The following is a 23,427-nucleotide window of genomic DNA, read 5'->3' on the forward strand; positions in this document are numbered from 1 at the left end:
CATTTCTTCACAATGATACGCATGCCGCTCATTGTTTGTTTTTTTACTTGTATACTCCTTTATGGCTTAAGTCATTTTATTGAACGTTCTTTTGAAAAATATTCTGTTGCGCAAAACATAGCGGAATTACATTCGGTTATTGAATCAATTGAACGTGAAATATCTTATTATGATCCCCAAGAAGATCGCGAAAATCTTATTCAAAATATTTTGTTAATTCTTGCTAGCCATAATCGCTTATTGGTTTGTATTGTTGATGAACAAAACAACATTTTATATAAAACTCGAGGACCAAATTTATTACTAACGCGCAATAAATTAAATTATCACTCAATAATAAGTAAACAAAAAACAGCAATTTGGAACTATAACCATCATTCATATCGTGTTGCTGCTTCGGATTTTCTTACCTTAAAAGGTAAAAAATATACGACATTTATTGCTATCGAACGCGATTATCAAATTGAGTTTATTAATCGTCTACATGATGGTCTAATATTACTAATATTTATTGCTTGCCTTCTCACCCTTTTTGGTACTTTATTAACAATTTATATTACCCAAAAACCAATTAATCGATTAATCAAAATCATTGAATCAGTTAACAGCAAAAGTTTGAATTATCGTATTCCGATCAATACTGTCCCTGTTAAGTACATAAGTTTAATCAAAGCATTTAATAATATGTTGAGTCGAATGGAATTTGTCTTTCAACGTCAAAGTAATTTCACCGCTGATATTGCCCATGAAATGCGTACTCCTATTACAAATTTAACCACACAAACTCAAATCGCCCTTAATAATGCTAGAACAACCAGTGAATATAAAGAAGTACTGTATTCACATTTGGAGGAGTTTGAACGTTTATCGCAAACCATTACTGATATGCTTTTTTTGGCACATGCGGATAATAAACTACTCAAACCCGAACTAAGTGACATTGATATAGTGAAAATGTTTACTGCCATGTTTGATTATTTTGAGTTTATTGCTGAAGAGAAAAATATCAAATTGGAATTAAAAGGGCATTGCCATTTAATGCAAGGCGATAAGTTAATGATTAATAGAGCTATTGGTAACTTACTGTCCAATGCGATTGAACATACCCCAATTGACGGAACTATCACAGTCAATGTCAATCAAATTAATCAAAAAACCATAAAAATTGTGATTGCAAATCCAGGAAAAGAAATAAATAAAAAGCATCTACCACATTTATTCGATCGCTTTTATCGTATTGATGAATCAAGGCATCGTAATGGTCAAGGCGCAGGAATTGGTCTGGCGATTGTTAAATCAATTGTTGAAGCACATAACGGTACTATTACTGTCGAATCAGATAAAGCATCAACTCGATTTACGATGATTTTTCCTATATCACAAATCAAAATAAGTAAATTTTATCAGACAAAAAAGTAAAAAATATTATTCATCATGGAAGTTGTTGTATAATGCTGTGCCATTAAATAGGTGATTCACTCGATTCAACACTTTGCAAAAGTAACAATATTGAAATTAAATTTTCGACAATCAGTGCTAATAATTTAATTGAAAAATTAATTGTAAAATATTTTTTTTTACAATAAATTATTAGCGCTGCAAAAATAATGTTAACATATTGATATTTTTTAAAATAGTGAACTAAACTATACATAAAATTAACTTAGGAATAATTTAGTGAAGTATTTTCGTTGGTTTCTTAAACTTCTTATCATTGGTATTTTATCGGGCGCTGTTATTATTTTTGCCGGATATTTCTACTATTCCAAAAATTTACCGGATGTGACTCGTTTAAAAGATGTACGATTACAAACACCGATGCAAGTTTTAAGCAGCGAGGGAGAACTTATTGCAACCTTTGGTGAGTACCGTCGGCTTCCACTTAAATATGAAGATATCCCCCCTGTTGTTATCAATGCCATTATTGCAACTGAAGATTCACGTTTTTATGAACACTTTGGTATTGATCCCATCGGCATTTTGCGCGCAATGTATATTGGTTTAAAAAATCATAAGTTTTCCCAGGGTGGCAGTACCATTACGCAGCAAGTTGCCAAGAACTTTTTCTTAACCCCTGAACGAAGTGTTGGCCGCAAAATTAGAGAAATAATTTTAGCTATTCGTATGGAAAAAGAGTTGTCGAAAGAAGAAATCATCGCATTATATTTAAACATGATTAATTTCGGCTCTCGAGCATATGGTATTGGCTCGGCAGCATACACTTTTTATGGTAAACAAGCGAAAGATCTTACCTTAAGCGAAGCTGCTTTATTAGCTGGTTTACCTAACGCACCTTCTGCTTATAATCCAATATCTTATCCTGAAAAAGCCCTATCTCGTCGTAATTGGGTATTACATCGAATGTTAAATCAACAATTTATTACCCAAGAACAATATGATGAGGCTATCAGTGAGCCACTTAATGTCGGTTATTATGTGCCGAAAATAGCTTTTTCCGCACCTTATGTTGCCGAAATGGCCAGACAGTTTATGTATGATAAATTTGGGGATAGTGCTTACACTGATGGTTATAAAGTTTACACCACTATTTCGAAAAATAATCAAATAGCCGCGAATAATGCAATGCATGAGCAAATTATCAATTATGATATGCGGCATGGCTATCGTGGACCAGAAAAAACATTATGGCAACCAGCAGAAAAAGCTTGGAATAACACGGAAATCGCAGCTGCTTTAACCAATTATTCATGCTATCAGGAAATTTGCCCAGCAGTGGTGACTGAGTCAAATACCGAACAGGCTAAAGCTATCTTGAATGATGGTAAGACCGTTACCATCAATTTTGACGGTGTGAAATGGGCTAGACCTTTTATTAGCGACAATCAACAAGGTGCCTTACCCACTACCGTATCGTCTGTGATTAAAACTGGTCAACTAATCTGGGTTAAACAGCAAAATGATATTTGGATGCTATCACAAATTCCGGTTATCAATGGAGCAATAGTATCAATAGATCCTGAAAATGGTGCAATTAAAGCGTTGATCGGTGGCTTTGATTATAATATCAGCAAGTTCAATCGCGCAACACAAGCTATTCGGCAAATTGGTTCCACCATTAAACCGTTTATTTATTCAGCTGCATTAGATAAAGGTTTAACACTGGCAACCGTTATCAATGATGCACCAATCATGCGTAGTAATGCAGGAAGCGAAGTATGGCGACCAAAAAACTCACCGGCAATCTATGCTGGTCCACTACGTCTAAGAATTGGGCTAAGTATGTCAAAAAATGTCATGATGGTGAGAACACTCCGTGCGATCGGCGTCGATTATGCAGCAAAGTATCTGGAACGGTTCGGTTTTCCGCATGATAACATATCGCGTAATGAGTCATTAGCTCTAGGTTCTGCCTCATTCACGCCTTTACAAGTTGCTCGTGCATACTCGGTTATCGCCAATGGTGGCTATTTAATTACGCCTTATTTAATTAATAAAATTGAATATAGTGAAGGGGATTTGATTTATCAGCATCAACCTGAGATTGCATGTAAAGATTGTTTGATTGAATCATCTTACAAAAATGAAAATGCTGAAACAGCAAATTTAGACAATGTTGAAAAAGTTGCACAATCAAACGAACAAGAAGAGCCAGAGCAAGAAAAATTACGAGCAGAAGACAATATGTTATTACCAAGGGCTGATATTCCATTTAGACAACTCATTAATCCAGATGGAACCGTTAATGTTGATAAAACAACCATATCTAAGCAAGATGAGCCTACTTATGCGCCTCATGTTATTAGTAATGAAGTTGCTTTCTTAATTAAAGATGCACTTAAATCAACGGTTTGGGGAGATCGAGATAATCAGTGGCGCGGTACAGCTTCACGTTCTCGTTCACTAGGACGACATGACATTGGTGGTAAAACCGGCACAACCAATTTATCGAAAGATGTTTGGTTTGCAGGGTTTGCTCCCCATTTAATGACCACTGTTTGGTTAGGTTTTGATGATCACCGTCGCGAACTTGGTCGAGCAAGACAAAATATTTACAATGATAAAGCACCAACTACTGGAGAAGCAGGCGGTAATCTTGCTAATCCAATCTGGAATAATTATATGCAACAAATTTTAAAAGATGTTCCAGAAGAATCTGAAATTAAACCGGCTTCAATTATTAGTGTTTTAATTGATAAAAAAACAGGTTTACTTGCACCACAACCAAATAGTCATTCTATACCAGAATATTTTATTGAAGGCACCGAACCAACTAAGTATGCAACTAAAGAAGTGGGAACCAAAGTCACTGATGAACAAGGTGTTACTTCGGAATTATTTTAATTTAATATTGAACATGAGAATTATCAATGAATGGATTCATTAGAGTCATCGGTGGTAAATGGCGAGGACGTAAACTACCCGTTTTGGATAGTAATGGTTTACGTCCTACAACTGATCGCGTTAAAGAAACATTGTTTAACTGGTTAATGCCAGTCTTACAAAATGCAAGGTGTTTAGATTGCTATAGTGGCAGTGGTTCTTTAGGGTTTGAAACACTATCGCGTGGAGCTCAACATACGGTATTGCTGGAAAAAAATCCTACTGTAACTAATCAATTGAAAAAAAATAGTCAATTATTAAAAACCGATAATATCGAAATTCATCTTACTGATACGTTAAATTGGTTAAACAGACCAGCAATACAGAAGTTTGATTTGGTGTTTATCGATCCCCCTTTTCATCATAATTTAGCTGAAGCAACAGTAGCATTATTGGAAAATAATGGTTGGTTAAAAGCAGGTGCTTATATTTATATTGAAACTGAATTACAAAATAATAAATTATTTCAGCATATTCCATCCAACTGGCACTTACATCGTGAAAAAATTGCCGGACAAGTTTATTCTCGTTTATTTATAAGAGCGGACGCATAATGTTTATTTATATTGGTAAAACAGTTTATCTGTGTATTTGGTTATTTTTATTATTTAACTTCATCCATCCTTACCCTGCTCCTGCTGACATGTTAGCTTATATAGCTTTTGTCACGTTTTTTATATTGCATGGATTACAGGCTTGGTTACTTAATTCAACGTTGTCACGTCAAGAGAAACAACAACACCATTTCCGAGTACTTAAACTTTTTATCTTTGGCTTTATTGAAGCAATGAGTTGGAAAAAAAACAAGCATAAATAAAAAAATGCTTGCAAACGAATTATTTTTTTGTATAATGTAGCCCGTTCCAGTTTAGAACAAGCCGCATGCGGGAATAGCTCAGTTGGTAGAGCGCAACCTTGCCAAGGTTGAGGTCGCGAGTTCGAACCTCGTTTCCCGCTCCAATATTACGTTTAAACACTTCTCCATATGTCTTTAATTAATTGATGAATCGAGCATTTTACATTTTATCTGTCTTTAGAGATTTTTTATTAATATCGAACATCTAAGGCAAAATGAATACAAAATAAGGCACGCAATTTTTATACTTTATTTTGTTATCTTCCTGCACAGTACATACCTATTCTTACATTTCTTCGATTTAACTATCTCGTATTGTCGTTCCGACTATTCAGAATAATGGAGGTTGACCTTTCCCCCCAAATAAATACCAGAACTTAAATGAGATTTCCATTAGAATTAAGCAAACAAGGCGATCTCATTATGAAAAAATGATTCACTGAAGAATAAATCATTAAAGCAATTAAGCGCTATGAAGCAGGAGTCAAGGTTGATGACTTATGTCGAGAGTTAGGCATTTCAGCGGGTACATTTTATCATTGGCGTAGTAAATATGCCGGGCTTGAAGTGAATAAAGCTAAGCGATTGAAAGAGCTTAAATTAGAAAATAATAAATTAAAAAAGCTCCTTGCTGAAAGAATGCTAGCAGTAGAAGCGAGGAAAGATGTGTTACCAAAAAAGTGGTGATTGTTGCAAAACGGCGACGGATTACAACACATCTAATTGATAAATTTAAATTAACCGAGTGTAGAGCGTGTTATTTGTCTAATTTGAGTCGCAGTGTCTATCACTTTAAGCCCAAAGCAAAGTCAGATGAAGGACTAAGAGCTCGTTTAAAAGAGCTGGCTAGTCAGCATCCAAAGTATGGTTATTTAATGTTAAGCAGCTTATTAAAATCAGAGGGCCTAGTCAAAAATAAAAAGCAAACTTATCGGTTATATTGTGAAGAAAAACTGCCAGTTAGAACCAAAAAGAACGGTAAAATTCATCGTCAAAGAGTGCCATTATTATTACCATCAAATGTAAATGAACGATGGTCGATGGATTTTGTATCTGTTCAGCTTGCTAGCCATCGCTGATTCAGGGTATTGAATGTGGTAGATGATTTTTCGCGGGAGTTAATAGGTCAACTAATTTCAATCATCGGTCAGCAAGTGGCAAGATTTCTAAACCAGTTAATAGAAATAAGGAATAAACCTCAATATATTACTTGCGATAATGGCAGTAAGTTTACAAGCAAAGCTCTGTTTTTTTGGGCTAAAGAAACAGACAAAACGTTAAATTTTATTCGACCAGGAAAACCGACGCAAAATGCCTTTGTTGAAAGTTTAAATGGTAAATTCAGAAATGAATGCCTAAATCAGCATTGGTTTAGGAGCCTAGCTGAAGCACGTTATGAAATTGAGAAATGGCGCAAACATTACAACTATGTTCGACCTCATAGTGCATTATACTATTTGTCACCTATTGAATATGCCAAACAAGTGGCTTAGCATGAATAATCTCATTTAAGCATTGGTACTGTTATTGGGGAATGGTCAGAATAAAGAATTATATTATAAGATTACTAATTTTTTTCGAAGGAAGAAAATAAAATATTTAGAGATAATCCTTGCCAGATAAAGAAATAGATGATGCATAGGAAGAGCTTCATGTCAAATTCAGTCAGTATTATATAGATTTTTTAAAGAAATTTGGTGGGAGCTATGTTGGTGTACCATCAGATGGATTTAATAATTTAGAGATGTTATCTAACCAAACAGTAGTAGATATTACTAAAGAATTCAGAGAAAGCTATAGGATAGGGTCATAATTCATGAAAAAAATATTATTAATTTCAGCTTACTTAATTAGTATTTCTTGCTACGGACAAGAAAAGTTAGAATGTCATGAAAAAATAAATAAACAATTATTTACAGAATCAAGAGATACTGTCATGGAAAAATTTAATATAGAGGAATTTAATAAACACCAAAAAAATGGCAGTTGGACATTTAAAAAAAATAATGAAAAATATTTTTTAACAAAACTACAAGATGAATATTGGGTGGAAATCTCAACAAAACATAATCCTTTTATTCTAAAATGTAATTATTATTCAAATGGAAATATAAAATTAAAAGGTTTAATATTTCATGGCAACGCTTTTACTAAAGGGGTTGTAGTTGATTATGATAAAGAAGGAAATATTATTAAACAAACAGATTATGATGCTCCCTATAAAAGTTTTCAGTGGGAAAAAGTAAAACTTTGGTTAGAAAATAGAAAGGTCGATTTGTTGGATCCTTTTACTCGAGTATGGAGAGAAAATGAAAACAATCGGCCAATTTGGTATTTGAGCTGGGATACAAAAGAACATGACAAATATGGAAATAAAATTATTCAAGATGTAGAATTAGATGGAGAAAAAGGCAAAGTGCTTAAAGAAACTACCCATACATTTGAAGAATAAATTCCTGAATAATATAAAGATAAATCAGTTAGAGGGAAAAATAATCATAAAGAAATATCCGAAGTTAACAAAACCTATAAAGGATAAGACTGAATTCGGAAAGAAAGGAAGAATTAGAAGAAAAGCTATACGAAGGATATTCTCGAAAGCATAATCTTTCACCGGCAAAAAATGATAAAAAAGACGACCCCATCCTAGTTTTTACGTATTTGCCAGTTAGAGGTGACGAGTCATTCTGTCACCAAATTCGATAATAATATCTGGAAAAACAAATATGAACTATTCAGAATTTAAAGAAAACCTAAAAAAATAACTAAAGCGACTTTTTTAAAGTGTGCTAAAAACTTAAAACCAGAAGAAATCTGCGGATTTGGTATATATACCGATGAGTCGGTTATGAGCATGTCAATTTGTTGTAACACCATAAACCATTTAAAAGAGTTACAGCAAGAGGAAAAGGGCTATGATGATTACTTCAAATGGAGTATTAATGAATGGCAATATGAAATGATAAACGAAATACACGTTGCAAAAGTAAATGAAGAACTATTAAATGAACATAGAAAAATATCTGATAATCAAAAATTATTTGAAAAACATAAAGATAAAATTTTAAACATTGCAGTAGAAGTTTTGCAGGAACTAAAACAGGAATCACTATTTAAAAATTTAAACAGAGAATTTGTATTAATGTTTGGTATTAGTGATTTTGATGACAAAGAAATTGAAAAAGCTAATGCGCAAAGACTAAATGATGCAACTCAATTTATGCAATTTAAAAATTGGCTAGATTCAGAAGAATAGAAGCAAATAATATGGCTTAGAAAAAATAATAAGCAAAAAAGTTATTCAGTTCTAAAAATATAAATAAAAAAACAAAGAAATTTATTAAGCAACTCACGGGCAAATACGCCTGCTCAACAGTTATCACACATAGCGAACAACATGTCGAAGTTCTTGCAAGAAGAGAAAACGAATTACCAGAAAAGATGATATGAGAAGTAGCCAAACACACAGAAAAATTTTCAAAGAAGTTTTAAACTACGAGACTAAAAAAAGCTGCCATAATAAGAGATATATCAGGCAAACGATATAAATATAACAGATAAAGGAGGTTGGCTATGGTAGTCAAGTATTTAGGATTTTATTTGCAGAAAATAAAAGATCAAGGTAGCTCCGTTGCACTATGGGATGCATGGAATAAAACTAAATTTGAGAAAAAAGTAGAAAAAGGCCAGCTCACTTCCGAAGAAGTTGCTAAATACAACCACGAGCATTTATTGGGATATGAGTTTTGCGTGTTACAGTCCAAACAATCACTTTACCCCGATTGTTTTGTTACCATCGTGCCAAGAAATCAATATATTGGGGTTCATTTTATCGATAATGAAGGAAGAACATATTTAAAATATCATTTTGGAGAAGTAAAAGAAGACCGCACCCTATTTTTAGAAGAAGTTTGGTTTACGCAATACATTGTAGGAAACAGCAGCGAAGACCAAGAGTACCGGATCCACTTTGTATTTGATCAGGACGGAACCTATGCAGCCCGAAAATATATCGATTCTAAGAGGAAATACGAAGATTACGAAGGCAATCAAACACTGGACTTTTCCGGCTTATACGAAAAATATCCCGAATTTGGACAATACCAAGGCATCATCCAACTTGAACGCCCAGTATTGATTGATATAATTTCAGGGCATAAGCAACGATAAGGTTACCTGAAATAGGACTCTGATAAAAGTGTATTTAATAATAAGAATTGATTTTTTTTGTATCATTAAATAAGAGATAAGAATAAACTGTAGTAGCACTTTGTAGTGCAGAAATTGTTTTCTTGTCATCACCACTTATTGAAGGAATATCTGGTAATAACCTGCTTCTAATTATCGACCCTATAAATAAATTTGTGTATTTGTCTATTTTTGAACTACGCTAACGAGTAAAAAATGGGTAGATATAAATAGACAAAAAAAACTAAGAGAAATGGCTGTAGAGCTCGTCAAAGGCATAAAAACTCAGGAAGATTTAGGCAAATTAACGGGTTTTATGAATAAATTGGTGATTGAAACGGCGTTAAATGAAGAAATGGCACTGCATCTAGGCCATGAAAAACATCAGAAAAAACAAGGTAGCAATCGCAAAATGCCTTTGTTAAAGTTTAAATGGTAAATTCAGAAATGAATACCTAAATTAGCATTGGTTTAGGAGCCTAGCAGAAGAACGTTATGAAATTGATAAATGGCGCAAACATTACAACTATGTTCGACCTCATAGTGCATTAAATTATTTGTCACCTGTTGAATATGCCAAACAAGTGGCTTAGTTGGATAAAACATAATGTTATTTTGTGCTTTTTAGCCCTGCTCTCTAATTGATGGCTAAAATATTCAGGCTCATTATCACAGCGTATCGCGCATTCAATAATTTGATTTAATGACCTAATGACACGCAATACTGGCAATGAAAAATCAACATAAATCGTTAAACCTTTTTGGTTAAAATCATTAATGACATTGAATAAGCGACAACGGTCAACATCAGAAAACTGGTCATGCATAAAATCCATTGACTACCATTCGTTAATGCTTTTAGGTATCATTAAGGGCTCTGTTTTTTCTCTTTTTAAACGCTTACGAGGATTAATACGGAGGTTAAGCGATAATTCACAGCAAATACGGTAAACCTGCCTATGATTCCATATCTATTGTTAAGAAGTGTAAAAGCTGACTCAATGAGATATTTAGCCAGCATTTTTGAATTGTCGTTCCCAAAACCTCGACATTCTGCCAATAGCTATTTTTCCATGTCTATAATTTTTGTTGTTGAATAGATGTTTTTTTATATTATTTATATCATATACTTTTACTATTTTGTATGATTTATAACTTATTTGAATAATAATGGTGATCATTAAGTTTTATTGCAATCGAGTCAATCCTCTGTATTTTTAATTTAGAAATATCAATAAAGTAGACAATATATGATCTGTCTGGTCTGTTAAAACCAAGTAACTTACAACCATGACTTTTATTTTTTTCAGCCACACTATTTATATAAATACTATGAATAAAATCTAAATTATATAATTCACCATTTGATATGAGGTTAACATTGATATCTTTGATATCATCAATAGATTGATCAGTAACTTTTATAGTTAATTCAATTTCCTTTATATTTTTATTTTTTATTATTTTTTTTATAAGTACATTTGCGTTCTTGAAACTAGTTTGATCTAGAAATGTATTTTCTACTCCCAGTAATTTAACGCTATTTTTATAATAGAAAGGATCAGTATTTTCTAAAACGTGTTTTTCTCTATTATCTAGTAGAAAAAATATGGTAATAATATTAATGTCTTTTGAAATTGGAGTTTGTAAATTTATATCAAAAATTAATAATTCATGCTCTTTATCCATTCGAATATTGGTAAATGTTTTTATTTCATCCGCATCAGACTGTAGATGAGTTAATTTTTCCATATTACCTATAGTTAGATCTATATGCTTAATATCTGCTATTTTGCTAAAATTTTTTAATCTACTATCAATTTTTACAATAAGTTGTAACTTTTCTATAAAGCCTTGTTTTTCAGATAAAATATTATAAATAATATCAGTATCATCAAAATTAGATTGTTTAAAAGTAATCGTATTAACAGGACTATCATTTTCTTTAGATTCTAAATCACAAGAAAATACAAATAAAGGTAATAAGAGTAAAAATATTATTTTTAATTTTTTCATTGTGCGTCTTTTATTAATCTTGATATATCAATCTATTTTTCAATTTCTAAAGGATCTTTGTCTTTAGTAAATTTATAAAATTTCCCATTTTCTCGATTTTTTGATTAATTATACTTCCGTGATTATAATTTTCTAGCTTTGCTTCTTTTTAAGTATCTTAAAAAAATCCTTTTTCTTGAGATTCAAAATCTTATTTATATTCTTTATCTACAAAGATCATTCAATAATGATACGCGAGTACATGAATTTTGGAAGGTAAAAATATTGGAAAAATGTTAATATCATTTTATTTAAATCGACATGAAGCTCTTCCTCCTGGAAATAGTAAATTAGGTTAAAAATTAGATTTGTAATGGATAGAAATATAAAAAAAATTTTAGCAGAAATTAAAGCATATAAAGAAAAAGAATGATTAGGTGCAAAAGGACTATTTGGTGAGATTCTTGGAAATCTTAATCAGATAGTAGATGAGTATCCGAATAATTTTCAATATAAATATTTATTAGCATCTGCGTATTTTGAAGCAGGAGGTGAAGATTCAGGGGAATATTATGCTAAAGAAATTATCGAAGCAGAACCCAACTCAAAAGAAGCATTTGAATTGTTAGGATTAATTTGTGTAAAAAATGCCAAATATGAAGAAATAGAATCTCATTTTAAAAAAAACCAAAACACTGATCCTGATTTTCATAATACAAGAATGAGTTTAATCCGATTATATTATGAAGAAGCAGAATCTTATTTCAAAAAAGCCCTAAACATTGATCCTGATTTTCATAGTGCAAGAATGAGTTTAATCCGATTATATGATAAACATCTACAAAATGATCAGGAGATGGAAATAAATTGTGAATATATGATCACTCACAGAGATTCAGATAAAGATACTTACTCTATGAAGAAAAAGCTTAGCATTATATTAGATTGGTATGCCTTTGTTTATTCACGGCTAAAAGAAGCACTAGCAAGACAAGGTAAATATGAAAGGGCTATCGAAGTATGTGAAGAATATATCCGGTTTGATACCTCAAGTAGTAAACAACCAAATCCTGTGGAGGTTATCAATGAATACGGAAGTATTTACAAATTTTATTATTTAATGAAAGATAAAGAAAAGCTGGAAAAATTCAAGGAAAGATACAAAAGTATTTATTTTTATGAAACAGAGCAGGAATTAGAACACGATTATAAACTTTGGGAAAAGTGGGCTGACGAGGGTATATTTTGAAATATTTGGATAAAAATGAATGAAAAAGAAATACTTCACCATTGTATTATCATCATAAACCCAAAAATCTTCAGAATTATCTAGCAATTTACCTAATGTTCAACTTGCCACAAAAAAAAAATAACTTTCCAGAAGATACTGTTTTTAGATTTTTTTAGAAGATAAAGTTTTTTGCTCCGTCGTTTTTTGTAAAGAATCAATTTCCTCTGATATAACAGATTTTAAAGGAACGGCACCAACCGGCAATGCTTTTTCAATAATTAAGTCAGAACCTTGTTTGGCTAACCATTGCTGTAACTTGGTAAAATCACTACACCAAAGGGTTTCAATATCACTATCACGTTGTTGATTATTTTCGGAAGTCAATTTAACTGCTCGTACCTGCATGCGTGCCACCTCAGCGTTTGCGGCTAACTCTATGCCGTAACCAGGTGTAGAAGGATTACGCAAAACTAATCGCCCATCTTTCGCCCACTGTGTATCCATTCCGTGTCGTACTTCATATCCTAAGCTAGCCAGTCCCTGTAAAATAACTTGCTGTCTGTACATCGCTTCTGTTTTTTCTGTGATTTTTGCCAGCGTATGTTCACAATTATCTATTAATATTTTCAATTCTTTAACACTCATCGTGTCAAGTTTATTAAAATCAAAATCTAAAGGCTCCGTTGTTTTTTGTTGTAATTCAGCGATTAATAATTCCAATTGTGCTTGTAAAACTCCACGTTCCTTGGCCTCATTAACCGCTTGAGCTAAGTCTAGAATAATACTATCCAGTAGTAGTTTCTTACGGTTAGGTTGTAACTCCTGCTCAATGTTGTTTAAGCGCTCAATAAATACATCATAAACTTCTTTTTGTTCAAGTGATAATTCTGCAAGATAGTGTTCAATTTTTTGTATATAAGGGTCTTTTTGCAATGCAATATTTTGTTGTTCTAACCAGCTTGCAAAGGTTTGCGTGTTGTCATCAACCACCATACGATCCAGCAAAGCTTGTTGCTTTTCTGAAAGTTCTTTGGTGTTTTTAGGCGTGAGTAAATTAAAGGCTTTCGTTAAAAGCTGATTAATATTACCCTGATATTTACCTTTAATCGCTTGTTGTAATTCGTTATTGAATTGATCGGTGAGTACTACTTGTTTATTATTTAATAAATTAACCAGAGCTTTGATATTTTCTTTTGCTTGCTTTTCTTCAATAGCTTGCTGACTTTTGGCAGCGACCTTTAATTGTCGACGTTGTGCGATATCGTCACTTAGACTGGTTATTTCAATCGGTACAAGTCTTTGTATGTCTGAGAAACGTTGCTCTTCTAACATTTGATCAAAGGTTTTTCGTTTTGCAATGATTGTTTCATAAAACTTTTCATCTGTTTCATTCAGCTTATCCATTGCTTTTTGCCATTGCTTAATCGATTGATCCAGACGGGCCAAATGCCCTTTGCTGGTAGCCGTCATTTCTTCTAGCGTAACAATTCTGACAACTTTTGGGCCACTCATTGACTTACCTCAGATGTTAATACAGTTTCAACCAACGTTTTTAAACGTTTCTTTTCTTGTTCTTTATTTTCATACCAATTATGTGATGAAATACGTATGATATTAGGAATTGCACGTTTTAAAACCGATTGTCGCCAAATTTCACGTGATCTAGCATGATTTAACAATGCGTTAATAGGTGCATCACATTCAATCCCAATACTGTATAGTTTCGTTGCTGGGTCTTCAATCGCAAAATCTAATGCGAATACCCCATTTCCTGATTGACGCATATATCCTACCCCCAAAGACTGGATATAGGCTTCTACATCATCAAGAAAAGCATCTTGTTGCATAGTCTCTGTTCTATCAATAACCAACTGGCTATAACCCGTAACTCGATTAAGTAGATCTTTACTGTAGTCAAATTTACCTTCTGACAATGCTTTAGCATAAGCTAAATAGCATTGTAAATAATCCCTAGGTGTAGTTGGGCTCTGTTTGCCAGATAACATATCAGAAATATCGTCTATCGGCATTGAGGAGACTAAAATTATTTTCTTACGAGCTCGTGTAATGGCCACATTAAGCCGCCTTTCTCCCCCCTGTTGTCCTAATACGCCGAAATTACGTCTAAAGATTCCTTTCTCATTGCATCCAAAAGTTGTCGAGAACACAATAATGTCACGTTCATCGCCTTGTACATTTTCAACATTTTTAATAAAAATGGACATATCTTCGCCGTTGTCCATACGTTGATTTTCTTCTTTGAAGATGGTGGCAAACGTTTCATCTTCAGCTGCTTTTTCATAAAAGAACTTTTCAATTAAGTCTGCTTGCTTTTTATTAAATGTAACCACGCCTATTGAAGGACGTTTGCCCGATGACTGCTGCCAAATATTGTCCACCACTTGAACAACTTTTTTGGCCTCTTTTAAATTTGTTTGTTGTTCATATACTCCATTAGCCCATATATACTCTAAAGGCTGTGCTTGTTTAATCGTATCTAACGGATGCCGAACGGGTATATTTAGTTGATTCATATAGAAAGCAGCATTCGAATAATCAATTAACTCTCGATATTCCGAACGATAGTGAATTTGCAAGCCTGTAGTTGGTAATACTGAACGAGCAAGCTGTAATAAATCAGGACAATCCGTAATTTCTTTTGAGTCCCATTTGCCTTGTAATACCTCTTGTTGTTCTTCATCGGTTAATTCAGCGCTTAAATTAAGATCTAAATCTTCCTCAAGCTCTGCTTGAGCACTAAAGAAAGAGCTAGGTGGCATTTGCTTTTCATCCCCACTCACGACAGCCACTTTAGCGCGATAAAGTGATGGTATTGCATATTCGACAGGCATTTGTGAAGCCTCATCAAAAATGACCACATCGAACAAGCCTGCTTTTAAAGGCAATAGCCGACTCACAATATCAGGATTCATTAACCAAATGGGTCTTAAACTCATAAGCCCTAACTGCACACCTTGTTCTACAAACTCACGCAATCTTCTTGCACGCTGCCCGGTTAATCGTGTAATATCTTCCCATTCTCTAGCACTCGCTAACTTACCGACAGGAATATTGTGCGTAAATAAGGTTTTATTTAATTCACGGATCTCTTCGTCAGCTTTGGCTAAAGCCTGAATTTGTTGTTGAATTTCATCCTCATTGGTTAGCAATACAGGGTTATCTTGCTCAATACGCGCTTTCCATGTCTGTTTAGCCTCATAATTTAATAATTGTCTAAAACTTTTATCAAGCGCTGTAGTGGGTAAATGAGTTAATTCTTCCTGATAGAGCCTTAAACGTTCAAACAACTTAATAGCCTTGGTTGATAATTGTGGAACACGTTTTCTAAAATATTGGTAAGCTTCCATGGTATCAAGTACACGGTTAATTTCTATCAGCAACAGCGGAGAAATTTCATATTTTTCGATGGACGTTTTGCAGTTTCCATAGAGAGTATCTTCAAAATAACTCACTAACGGCAATAATGCCTCTAAAGAAGCTTTACGTGAAGCATATCTTTCAAAAGCGGTATGATAATCATTTAATAAGTGTTCGAATGCCACTTTACTTTGTAAGACTGACTTTTCAACTTCTTCACAGTGAGGTGCTGACATAATTCTTTTAGCCCATTCTTTTACCTCTTGCAAACTTGTTAATGTTTCATTGACGACATTTTTTATATTAAGGTTTGTACGGTTATCAGGCACAGGCAATTGTAGTCTAGCGCATATAGTCTGTATTTCTTGACGAATGGGGCGATATTCTTGCTCAAGCACCAATGCATTATAAAGCTTAGGAATGCCCTCCAAATTCGGCAGTTCGCCTTGTGATGCTAAAAATGCTAATAACGCCTGTTTTGATCTATAACGTTTAATACTTAAGAAACTATACCATGGTCTAGGCATTAACATCAGTCGAGCTTTATTTGATAAATCATTTAATACATCTAACTCTAACAAACAAAGTTTAAGGGATAAATCACACCAATAGCTTTCATTTAACAGTGCTAAGCGCTCTTTCAATAGAGTCAGTTGGTTAATCAGTAAATCGCCTTCTAATACAGCGGAAGAATCAGCACCCAACTTAAAAAAAGTCAACCATTTTACTAAACGTGCGCGAATACTTTCTGAGATCGTCAGAAAATGATCCCCCTCTGCTTCAATCCATTGCTGGTAGGGTTTTGGGTTGTCTACTTCAAAGCGCGTATGATTAGTCAACTGACTCATTCTTAGCTGTTCAACACTTAAAAAATGGCTAAAGAATTTTTTAAAATCTTCTAGTGTCGCTAAATCATGGGAAAATACTTTTAAATGAATTAGAGGACTATTTTCGTAACAGGCAGGCAACCAAAAACGCACTAGTGGTGCACACTCATTTTCTAATGCTATTAACTGTTGTGGATCGCAATCACTTATCACTGATCTTATTTGAGGAGCTGCAAATAACTGATAGTTTTTATTAACACCAATTAAATCAGCAATCAATTCTCTATAGCTTAACCCCGTTTGAGGATCTTGTTGATGTAGTGCCTCGTGATGATTATCTAAACGATTTTCTAAATCTGTAATTTTGGCTGCAACTAGTTTACGTTTTTCGATCCAATCCGTTCTTTCAGGGAATTTAAATAATAATCCCAGTTGTTCTCGTATACTACTAATCACCGAATTTCTATTTGCATTAACATCATTGACCATAATACTGCGAGAATCTAGCCCTTCCGCGGCTAAGCGTTTATATACTACCTCTAATGCTGCTTTTTTCTGGCAAACAATCAACACAGTTTTATTTCGGCCAATCGCGTCGCCCACCATATTTACAATGGTTTGGCTTTTCCCTGTTCCAGGAGGACCTTCAATTAAGAGTCCTGAGTCTTGTCGTGCTTGCAAAACGGCATTTTCTTGCGAAGGGTCACTGGACACGGAAAAATAGCGATCTAACTCTGCTGGCTTTTCAGGAATCTCAGCAACTGCTTGATAAGGCTTTAAACGCAGTGCTGTTTCTAACGCAGTATTAACAGGGGATAATTTCTTTAAACGGTTAAGTTCTTCACCGATGGATTGACCTAAAAAGTTCACATCAAATAACACAGCCGAACATGCAAAGCAGACTTGACCACGTTCAGTGTCAAAATTAATAGGTAGATTTTGCACTTGCCGAGACGATACACGCCCCAAATGAGTCAATGTATCCATGACTTCGAGTGTCGTCAGCGCAGATCTCGCTAATAACTCATCTATAACGCTTTTCCAATCTTCATACAACGCTTTTCCTAATATACCTTCTAATGCAGGATTAACTCTGATTTCTTCACGTTCAGTATCAAATGCTAAAGTAATACGGTTAGGAACGCCCATGTCATAATTAAGCTTAATGGGCCAAAGTAATAGCGGAGCAATACGAGGTAATCGATAACTATTAGGCTCTTGATAAAGCAAAAAAGGGAATCCCATATACAATCCATTAATCCCTGTATCTCTTCTATAGAGATTGGATTGACGGTATAAATTACGCAACTGATACTCGATAAAGTTGTTGGCTTGAAAGGCTTCCAGATCAATAGCTTGCGGTCGGCTATTGCGCTGTACAATATGATCTAACAATTTATTGGCAGACGTTCTTTCTGTACCTAATAAATTAATATCGACACGCGCAGTGTACATTCCTAGACGCATTCTCACTAAAGGGCCTTTTAATATAGACGTAGTGACTTTTTTATGGAAAAAATCAATAATCTGAGAGGTATACTGCCGTTTATGGGGCTTAACCCATTTTTCAGGTCCAATACTTAATAAAACCAACAATTTCGGTAATGGCATGCGTTTTTCAAGACGGTATTGTTCTGCCCATTGGTCGACTTCATCCACCCCCGTGCTGGCAAACCCTTCTATTAGTTCATTTAACTGTTGATAAAGAGTCAAACGTGGTTGCGCGATTAACCTTCTTAACGCCTCATCATCAACCATATCAATGTTTAATTTCTTTCCTAATTTGAGTGACTCTTTAAGTACTGTATCTAATGATTTAAACTGTCCAAGCTCAGCACTGAGTAAAACAATGAAATCCTCTTCGCTAATGATACGTCGCTCTAATAATGACAGTAACCCTGCGTTATTTGCATCCGGAAACAGGGCACTTTTTTCCGACCATATGGCTGCTAATTGGGCTCGAGAAGCAGATAACAAATGGATTCTTAAAACTTCTTCATCAAGTTTTATTTGTAAGTTCAAAGCTCGCTGACGAACTGTATTAGCTCGCTCATGTAAATGCCATAACCACACCTCAGACGCTTTTAGTAAACTTGGAATAACCCCTGAAATAAGCTGGTATCCATCACTAGGATGTTGCAATAACCAATTTGGCGTCACAATATTACCGGCTATAATGAGTGGGATGTCAGGATTTAAAATCTTTAATACCACCATCAATTGCATATCCGATGTTAAATCCGGCTTACGCATAACCTCTCTGATAGTGGCTAGACTCGTGGCGTCAAAATCTGCTTGCTCTAACCATGTCACCAAATTACCTCGAGACAAAAGCTCTGTCGCTTCTTGCCAATTAACAGGGTTAGCTGCATTTAATGCAAATAATTTAACTCTATGGTAACTTTTTCCACCTAAGGAAATACTCTTATCGAGATCAACTTCTTGCGCAGCCGCTTGCACAATTTCTGGAGCAGCTACATCCTCGCCGTTAATCCACGCTTGAACTTCAGACCATTGCCAGCGACGATGATGATCTTTAGTCAATAGCCCTCTTAATAGCAACTGTAACCGAGGGTCTAATGTGGTTGGAATATCTACACCACTAGCCAGTACTTGAATGATAAACGCTTGTGTATTTACGCCCTCAAAGCATTTACCTTGTGTCAATTGCTCTAGTAGAATAACACCCAAGCTCCACCAATCAGAAGCGACACTCACACCACCTGCTACAACTTCTGGCGCAGTATAAAAAGTAGTTGCCAAAGGCGATATGACTTCTAGATCAAACTCTGAGAGCCTTGCTGAACCAAACCCCGTAATCACTAAATCCAGAGGTTCTTTTGTTCGCACTAATAAGTTATTAGGTCTTAAATCACAATGACGTAAACCGGCTGCGGTAAAAGCATTTAGTGCTTGACCTAGCTCTGTCATGACATGGCGAATAGTATCCATATCATTAATGACCATCCCCAAATCAGCTAATACTCCACCTGTTAATTCTTCAGCCACAACATAAGCTTGGTCGTTCCAACGACCTTTAGTAATAATTTCTGGCACATGCTCACGAGGAAGGTTACGCAAGACTTCATATACATCAATATTTGGCTCAGCACCAGTATGATAGAGCGTTAGAACTGCACGTTTTTCATCATGTAATCTTTTGACCAAATAACGTTCACGCACGCCATCTGTTTGACTAATAAGTTGCAGTAACTGCCAATCATCAATGGTTGTAATATCAGACTCTGTTATGGTTTCTTCATGGTTAGAAGATATTCGTTCTGGATTTTCTGAATTATCTATCTCGGCTAAATCAGCACCGCACTCCATGCAAATTAAATCACCTGTATCCATGATATGGCCATTAACACAATGTGAAACAGTGATTTCTGGCAACACATCATTGACCGTTACAACGCTCTGGGGGCGCCATCCTGTTTCACTAATAGTTACTGATGACAAATCCCAACCACAGGGTTCATCGTTAATAGTCCCTTCACAGAAAATCTCATGAAGAGATCGCTCTGTTTGACAATTAGGACAAAACCGCATCATTGCCATTCTGAAATCCTTAATACTTTGTTTTATCAGCGGTCACTTTTATCTGGTGCCCTTGTTGCTTTAAAAGAGTTTGTAATTTTACGAAATCATCGCGCCTAGGAATGCCGGCAAACCAGACAACACCTTCTGCATCAAACATGACATCTAATACTTTATCCTCAGTTGTAACTGCTTGCTGATAATAGGCAAATTTTTCTACAGCTTGTGAGGTAAAACAATGTAACCTTTGATTATCACTCCCTCTTAACCTTAAAGTTTGTGAACTCTGCCGTTGAAAGGGGTCACTGATTAACACATCAATGTAAGGTTTAATTTGCTGTAACTGATCGGTAATATCTTCAACGGCATACCCTGTGTACACTAAAATATCGACCTTTGTTCTTTCGCGTAACTGAACCACAATAGCCAATAACGCCTCAAATTGATCGAACGGTTCCCCGCCAGAGATAGTAATCCCATCAATCAAAGGTAGGTAAGAGGAAAGCTTCATCATCAGTTGTTCAATTGGAATTAACGTTTTTGCTGTTGCCCATGTATCAACTGAAATACAACCCTCACAACGTAAACTACAACCTTGAAACCAAATACCAAGTCGCCTACCTGGTCCTAGTGTTGTTACTGGAAAATGAATACGCGAGATACCAACTGTTAACACCATTTACTCCAAAATTAATTGTCCTATTTGCAACTGAGTTACCACTAATGTTTGACCTGTTTGAGGGTTTAACTTAAACAACTCACGAGCCAATGGATTTAATAAATAAGCCTCAATGTGATTACGTATTCCTCGACCACCATTTGATAAATCAGCTAAAGCAATGTTTCTCAAACTGTCTAATGCTTCTGGGGTAAAGGATAAAATTAACCCTTGTGATTGTAAATCTTCAATCACACCATCGATCATTTGTTGGAATATTTGCTCCGCCACATCAGGACGAATAAAGTCAAAGACAATAATATTTTCGCCTATCCTATTCAATATTTCGGGGCGATTTAAAACAAATTTAAAATGCCGCTCAATTTCATTTTTTACTCTGGCTTGAACATCATCAAATTGAACATTAGCAGTAACGTTAGGAATGCGCTCACCTGTTTCGGTCAGTTTATAAATTCCAAGATTGGATGTAAAAATGATGAGTGTCTCTGAAAAATAAACACGCTCACCTCGACCAGAAGTTAGAACACCATCATCTAAAATTTGTAAAAATTTATCCATAACCCGAGGATGAGCTTTTTCAATCTCATCAAATAATACGACACTAAACGGTTTTTCTCGTATTGCATTGGTTAGCTCCCCTCCTACATCATAGCCCACATAGCCGGGAGGTGAACCAATTAAACGCTGATCTGAAAATTCTGAACTAAACTCAGACATATCAAAGCGAATGTATGCGCTTTCATCATTAAAGAGTAAACTCGTAATTGTTTTGGCAAGCTCAGTTTTACCTACACCTGTTGGACCTGCTAAAAACACTACGCCACGGGGTCTATTTCCTCTTCGATTAGCACCGATACCCGTAATCGCTCGCTTTATAATATCGAGCATATGGACAACCGCATGATTTTGTCCTTTAACTCGTTGATACACAAAGTTATCTGCTTGTGCTATTTTTTCACGATCAATTTTCTGCCAAGGATCTTCCGTTACACCTACTTTATAGCGCCTTACGGCATCATTGATATCATCAATGCTCAGTTTCTCTACTCTTGCCAATGTCGTAATGGCATTCATATCCAGCAATAACATCCCTTCTGTACTGTTAACAAAGGTTGTTTCCGCTTTTGCCAGCAATTCTGGCGAAGTTTGTTGCGAACCAGGAATACCTTTTATTAATCCAGAGGCTAATGCTCGACGAGCAGCGCTGTCTGGTTTAGAAACTGGAATATGACGAATTCGTGGATTATTTACTAATAACCAGTCAGGTAAATCTCCCTCTTTTTCGACCAACCAAAGTACAGTATTAAAAAAGGGCGTACGATTTGTACCAGCTGGTCTTGCATTCACTCGATGAGAGAGTACTAATGCCCGCGTAAACAGCTGATGTTCTGCTGCACTTAAGTTATCTGCACGAATGGTCAGTTGTGAGGCAAAATCAATAATTAATGCAACAGGCTCGTCATTAAGATTAACAAAATTTTCTAATGCATTTCCCAATAAATCAATGCCTGCAGCAGCCCGCCCTTTTTCTGGCGTTAATCCTACTTGTTGTAATAATTTATCAATATCGATAGCTGGTAAATCTGGCGTTTGTAAACCATAAAACCCCGATAAAGGATCCCAAATCAATACTTGACTATACCCTACATCGCGGAGAGCACGATATAACGCCAACTCAAATGTTTGTGGTGTAATAACCCCAGGAGCTACTTCACACGCTTGTAAATCCCTGATATTACCTGACAATACAAACTGGCTCTTTAAATGTAAAAACCTAATTAAATCACGCATCCAGCGTGGCTTATTAAACTGATAAGTCATGCCCAAATCCTTTAATAATAAACCTCCAATAATCACTACCATGTATTATATAGAAACATATTGATATAACTAGCCTTAATAATTAAAGATATGTAATGTTGATAGTAATAAAATAAAACTACTTAGTACTTGAGAGGGATTGGTTGACATTTTATAGGTTTTAATAAATAAAAACACTATTTTTATATATATTGAAATCTATCATATTTGTGTTCGTTGTCATTCAGCCAACGGTAAGATATCGCCAGAGCAATATGAAAGCATTATTATAAAAACATGAAATCATATTGGGCAGGATTATTAATGGAGGACGATGAATCATTCTTAACAAAACCTAAATATTCTTATAATTCAGCATTTCAGAGTTGCTTTATAGTATGTTTTTGAGCATAGTTGAAAATTAATTTATATCTTGTTCCGTTTTAATTTTAGCCGTTAATATTGAATTTCTTTTGTTATCAATAAATCCTTAGAATATATCTAATTTGGATTTACACAAAATTTAATACAGTTTCGCACAGAACCATCTTGCAAGATACATTATCAGATTACTTTTGGAAAACTATACAAT

General features: G+C 34.7%; 13 protein-coding genes, 1 tRNA gene and 3 pseudogenes. 11 read left to right on the forward strand and 6 right to left on the reverse strand.

Translation table 11 applies throughout. From position 1 onward, the window contains the following. The first annotated feature begins 21 nt into the window (after positions 1-21). From JMI89_RS02080 to JMI89_RS02125, 10 genes and pseudogenes are all read left to right on the forward strand, one after another. Positions 22-1,419: a heavy metal sensor histidine kinase gene (locus JMI89_RS02080; protein ID WP_187755804.1), complete on the forward strand. Its 1,398-nt coding sequence runs from the start codon at positions 22-24 to the stop codon at positions 1,417-1,419. A 258-nt stretch (positions 1,420-1,677) separates the two neighbouring features. Continuing rightward, entirely contained in the window at positions 1,678-4,302 is a 2,625-nt protein-coding gene (locus JMI89_RS02085) for a transglycosylase domain-containing protein (RefSeq protein WP_187755805.1), read from the forward strand. Between the two features lie 26 nt (positions 4,303-4,328). Beyond that, on the forward strand, positions 4,329-4,895 hold the full coding sequence (rsmD, locus tag JMI89_RS02090) for a 16S rRNA (guanine(966)-N(2))-methyltransferase RsmD (protein WP_187755806.1): 567 nt from the start codon (positions 4,329-4,331) through the stop codon (positions 4,893-4,895). Beyond that, complete coding sequence (locus tag JMI89_RS02095; protein WP_187755807.1) at positions 4,895-5,158, forward strand: DUF1145 domain-containing protein; 264 nt, start codon at positions 4,895-4,897, stop codon at positions 5,156-5,158. Before rsmD ends, JMI89_RS02095 begins: the two co-directional genes overlap by 1 nt. A gap of 67 nt (positions 5,159-5,225) precedes the next feature. Continuing rightward, a tRNA-Gly gene (locus JMI89_RS02100) sits at positions 5,226-5,301 on the forward strand. 346 nt (positions 5,302-5,647) lie between these two features. Further along, a pseudogene (locus JMI89_RS02105) lies at positions 5,648-6,690 on the forward strand (IS3 family transposase). Between the two features lie 323 nt (positions 6,691-7,013). Then, the gene (locus JMI89_RS02110) at positions 7,014-7,649 is read left to right on the forward strand and encodes a hypothetical protein (protein WP_220679218.1); all 636 of its coding nucleotides are present in this window, start codon (positions 7,014-7,016) and stop codon (positions 7,647-7,649) included. Positions 7,650-7,958: 309 nt separating this feature from the next. After that, positions 7,959-8,453, forward strand: a complete 495-nt coding sequence (locus JMI89_RS02115) for a DUF4303 domain-containing protein (RefSeq protein WP_220679254.1) — start codon at positions 7,959-7,961, stop codon at positions 8,451-8,453. 317 nt (positions 8,454-8,770) lie between these two features. Continuing rightward, positions 8,771-9,367: a hypothetical protein gene (locus JMI89_RS02120; RefSeq protein WP_220679219.1), complete on the forward strand. Its 597-nt coding sequence runs from the start codon at positions 8,771-8,773 to the stop codon at positions 9,365-9,367. Between the two features lie 423 nt (positions 9,368-9,790). After that, positions 9,791-9,978: pseudogene (locus JMI89_RS02125) on the forward strand (transposase); the annotation flags it as partial. On the opposite strand, the pseudogene JMI89_RS11840 reads toward JMI89_RS02125, so the two are convergent. Further along, positions 9,979-10,353, reverse strand: a pseudogene (locus JMI89_RS11840) (IS3 family transposase); the annotation flags it as partial. A gap of 181 nt (positions 10,354-10,534) precedes the next feature. Beyond that, positions 10,535-11,401, reverse strand: coding sequence for a hypothetical protein (locus tag JMI89_RS02130; RefSeq protein WP_220679220.1), 867 nt, complete (start codon positions 11,399-11,401; stop codon positions 10,535-10,537). A 601-nt stretch (positions 11,402-12,002) separates the two neighbouring features. Between JMI89_RS02130 and JMI89_RS02135 the strand changes: the two genes are divergently transcribed. Continuing rightward, positions 12,003-12,629 (forward strand): tetratricopeptide repeat protein, encoded by a 627-nt coding sequence (locus tag JMI89_RS02135; RefSeq protein ID WP_220679221.1) that lies wholly within the window; start codon positions 12,003-12,005, stop codon positions 12,627-12,629. Between the two features lie 144 nt (positions 12,630-12,773). On the opposite strand, the gene JMI89_RS02140 is transcribed toward JMI89_RS02135, so the two are convergent. Genes JMI89_RS02140 through JMI89_RS02155 form a run of 4 tightly spaced genes read right to left on the reverse strand, consistent with a single transcriptional unit; the run spans position 12,774 to position 22,856 of the window. Further along, positions 12,774-14,123, reverse strand: coding sequence for a hypothetical protein (locus tag JMI89_RS02140; protein WP_220679222.1), 1,350 nt, complete (start codon positions 14,121-14,123; stop codon positions 12,774-12,776). Then, entirely contained in the window at positions 14,120-20,371 is a 6,252-nt protein-coding gene (locus JMI89_RS02145; protein WP_370633698.1) for an AAA domain-containing protein, read from the reverse strand. Before JMI89_RS02145 ends, JMI89_RS02140 begins: the two co-directional genes overlap by 4 nt. Before the next feature lie 16 nt (positions 20,372-20,387). Then, a complete protein-coding gene (locus tag JMI89_RS02150; protein WP_220679224.1) occupies positions 20,388-21,032 on the reverse strand; it encodes a 4Fe-4S single cluster domain-containing protein in 645 nt (214 codons plus the stop codon). Positions 21,033-21,035: 3 nt separating this feature from the next. Then, entirely contained in the window at positions 21,036-22,856 is a 1,821-nt protein-coding gene (locus tag JMI89_RS02155; RefSeq protein WP_220679225.1) for an AAA family ATPase, read from the reverse strand. Between the last annotated feature and the right edge of the window lie 571 nt (positions 22,857-23,427).

Source organism: Frischella sp. Ac48, assembly GCF_019641635.1.
Classification (GTDB): Bacteria; Pseudomonadota; Gammaproteobacteria; order Enterobacterales; family Orbaceae; genus Frischella; species Frischella japonica.

Excerpts from the sequence above, each read along its gene's own strand:
- JMI89_RS02080 (WP_187755804.1), top strand. The coding sequence starts at position 22 with ATGCCGCTCATTGTTTGTTTTTTTACTTGTATACTCCTTTATGGCTTA.
- rsmD (WP_187755806.1), top strand. The coding sequence starts at position 4,329 with ATGAATGGATTCATTAGAGTCATCGGTGGTAAATGGCGAGGACGTAAA.
- JMI89_RS02095 (WP_187755807.1), top strand. The coding sequence starts at position 4,895 with ATGTTTATTTATATTGGTAAAACAGTTTATCTGTGTATTTGGTTATTT.
- JMI89_RS02110 (WP_220679218.1), top strand. The coding sequence starts at position 7,014 with ATGAAAAAAATATTATTAATTTCAGCTTACTTAATTAGTATTTCTTGC.
- JMI89_RS02120 (WP_220679219.1), top strand. The coding sequence starts at position 8,771 with ATGGTAGTCAAGTATTTAGGATTTTATTTGCAGAAAATAAAAGATCAA.
- JMI89_RS02130 (WP_220679220.1), bottom strand. The coding sequence starts at position 11,401 with ATGAAAAAATTAAAAATAATATTTTTACTCTTATTACCTTTATTTGTA.
- JMI89_RS02140 (WP_220679222.1), bottom strand. The coding sequence starts at position 14,123 with ATGAGTGGCCCAAAAGTTGTCAGAATTGTTACGCTAGAAGAAATGACG.
- JMI89_RS02145 (WP_370633698.1), bottom strand. The coding sequence starts at position 20,371 with ATGATGCGGTTTTGTCCTAATTGTCAAACAGAGCGATCTCTTCATGAG.
- JMI89_RS02155 (WP_220679225.1), bottom strand. The coding sequence starts at position 22,856 with ATGACTTATCAGTTTAATAAGCCACGCTGGATGCGTGATTTAATTAGG.